This window comes from Planktotalea sp. (assembly GCF_039984035.1).
Lineage (GTDB): Bacteria > Pseudomonadota > Alphaproteobacteria > Rhodobacterales > Rhodobacteraceae > Planktotalea.
The window spans coordinates 1-2,703 of the sequence record NZ_JBDWVM010000028.1; the positions used below are offsets into that span (position 1 = coordinate 1).

The window sequence follows — 2,703 nt, forward strand, 5'->3', positions numbered from 1 at the left end:
CCTATATCTCACGCATGACGCGCTCATTCATGTTGGAACAGTTGAGCGCCGAATATGTGACAACGGCGCGCGTCAAAGGCATGTCAGAATGGGATGTCGTCTGGAAGCATGCGTTCAAAAATATCCGTGTGCAGCTGATCACAGTCATCGCGCTAAGCTATGCTAACTTACTCGAAGGCTCCGTGCTAACCGAGATCATTTTCTCATGGCCCGGTATCGGCAGCTACATCACCACAGCGTTGTTGAGCGCTGATATGAATGCGGTGCTTGGCGGTACTGTGGTCGTTGGTTTGATCTTTATCTTACTGAATATCTTTTCGGACTTGCTCTATAAAGTCTTCGACCCGAGAGCGAAATAAATGACAGATCAATCCCTACGCGCGTGGCTCTTGTCTGACACGCCCACCTCTCGACGTCACGCCAAACTATCGGCCTTGTACCAAGGCTGGCTGTCGTTTCGATCCAACACTATGGCGATGATCGGGCTATGTATCCTCGTGGCGCTTGTTGTCGTTGCGGCAGCGGCCCCGATCATATCGCCCCATGATCCCTTCGTTCAGGACCTGGGCAATCGCCTTGCGCCTCTGGGGACAGAAGGGCACATTTTCGGAACCGACAGTCTTGGCCGCGATATCCTGTCACGCCTCATCTACGGAGCACGGATTACGCTCTATATCGTCGCTTTGGTGGCGATGATCGCCCCTATCGTGGGCCTACTGGTTGGAACGGTCTCGGGGTATATCGGCGGGTGGTTCGATATTATTCTGGTGCGCATCACAGATATCTTCTTGGCCTTCCCCCGACTTGTTCTGGCACTGGCCTTTGTCGCCGCTCTGGGCGCAGGCATTGAGAACGCGGTTCTCGCTATCTCGCTGACCGCCTGGCCGCCTTATGCCCGGATCGCGCGCGCAGAAACGCTGACAATCCGTTCGTCCGACTACATCAGCGCGATCCAACTGCAAGGGGCCGGTGCGCTTCGCATTATCACCAAACACATCTGGCCGCTTTGTGTCTCGTCGCTGATTGTGCGTGTGACGCTTGATATGGCGGGCATCATTTTAGCCGCTGCTGGACTTGGCTTCCTTGGTCTTGGCGCGCAACCTCCCAGCCCGGAATGGGGAACAATGATTTCCGAAGGGCGCAGGTTTATTTTGGACTATTGGTGGGTCGCGACCATGCCCGGATTGGCCATTTTTACCGTTTCGCTTGCCTTTAACCTGCTGGGTGACGGCCTGCGTGATGTTCTTGACCCGAAGGCGGGCGAATGATGGAAAACTTGCTCGACGTCGAAAACCTGTGGGTTAAGTTTCCGACCCGCCAAGGCGTCTTTGATGCCGTGCGCGGGGTCTCTTTCACTCTGGGGCGCGAGCGTCTTGGGATCGTTGGCGAAAGCGGATCCGGCAAATCTATGACCGGCCGTGCCATCCTGCGCCTGATCCGCCCGCCCGGAATTGTGCAGGCCGATCACATCAATCTGGATGGCGTGAATTTGCTTGAGAAATCAGAACGGGACATGCGTGCGGTGCGTGGCCAGCGGATATCAATGGTCATGCAAGACCCCAAATTCTCGCTCAACCCTGTCACCACGATTGGGGATCAGATCATTGAGGGGTATCGGCTGCACAACAAGGTCTCAAAAGCGGCGGCGCACGCCAAGGCGGTCGAAATGCTCAACGCCGTATCAATCCGCGACGCGGAGCGTGTCATGCGCGCCTATCCGCACGAAATGTCAGGGGGCATGGGGCAACGGATCATGATTGCAATGATGTTGATCCCAAACCCAGAGATCTTGATCGCGGACGAGCCGACTTCCGCCTTAGATGTGTCGGTTCAGCGACAAGTGCTTGATATTATGGACGGGCTGGTAAAGGAACGCGGCATGGGGTTGATTTTTATCAGCCATGATCTGAACCTCGTAGCGGATTTCTGTGACCGCGTCCTGATCATGTACGCCGGGCGCATCGTCGAGGTCTGCGCGGCTGACAAACTGCACGAGGCCAAACATCCTTACACACGCGGTTTGCTCAACTCTCTCCCCCGGCTGAGTGTCCCGCGTGACCGTTTAGAGGTGCTCAAACGCGACCCTGATTGGTCGGCAGTGCCAAGTGTGAGTGGCCGCATATGAGCATGCTTGAGATCGAAGCCCTGAACGTCTGGTTCGGCAAATCGCGCAACCGCGTGGACGCTGTAAAAGGCGCGACCTTTACGGTGGCGCAGGGGGAAAGTTTCGGGCTTGTGGGCGAAAGCGGGTCTGGGAAATCCACAATTTTGCGTGCGGTCACAGGGCTTGCGCCCACGTGGTCGGGCGGTATTTCGGTTGCCGGTGCGAAAGTGATCAAAAAGCGCCCGAAGTCGTTTTTCAAGACGGTGCAGATGGTCTTCCAGGATCCTTATGCATCGTTGCATCCACGGCATTCTGTGGATCAGGTCTTGGGCGAAACCTTGCACCTGCATGGCTTTCGCAGCATTGACGACCGAGTTGTCAAACTACTCGATGATGTGGGGCTAGGGCAAAAATTCCGGTTCCGGTATCCGCACCAACTATCAGGCGGGCAACGACAACGGGTGGCCATCGCACGCGCGCTCGCGCCTGAACCAAAGTTACTCTTGTTGGACGAGCCGACATCGGCGCTTGATGTTTCGGTGCAGGCAGAAATTCTAAATCTGTTGGCGGACCTGCGTGAAGAACACAAACTCACCTAT

General features: G+C 55.9%; 4 protein-coding genes. All 4 read left to right on the forward strand.

Annotation, left to right across the window (positions count from 1 at the left end; translation table 11 throughout):
* A partial coding sequence (locus ABJQ89_RS01220; RefSeq protein WP_348494456.1) for an ABC transporter permease occupies positions 1-359 on the forward strand: 359 nt, incomplete at its 5' end.
* Entirely contained in the window at positions 360-1,268 is a 909-nt protein-coding gene (locus ABJQ89_RS01225) for an ABC transporter permease (protein WP_348494457.1), read from the forward strand.
* Complete coding sequence (locus ABJQ89_RS01230; RefSeq protein ID WP_348404943.1) at positions 1,268-2,125, forward strand: ABC transporter ATP-binding protein; 858 nt, start codon at positions 1,268-1,270, stop codon at positions 2,123-2,125. Before ABJQ89_RS01225 ends, ABJQ89_RS01230 begins: the two co-directional genes overlap by 1 nt.
* On the forward strand, positions 2,122-2,703 hold a 582-nt coding region (locus ABJQ89_RS01235; RefSeq protein ID WP_348494458.1), incomplete at its 3' end, for an ABC transporter ATP-binding protein. The genes ABJQ89_RS01230 and ABJQ89_RS01235, both read left to right, overlap by 4 nt.

Excerpts from the sequence above, each read along its gene's own strand:
- ABJQ89_RS01225 (WP_348494457.1), top strand. The coding sequence starts at position 360 with ATGACAGATCAATCCCTACGCGCGTGGCTCTTGTCTGACACGCCCACC.
- ABJQ89_RS01230 (WP_348404943.1), top strand. The coding sequence starts at position 1,268 with ATGGAAAACTTGCTCGACGTCGAAAACCTGTGGGTTAAGTTTCCGACC.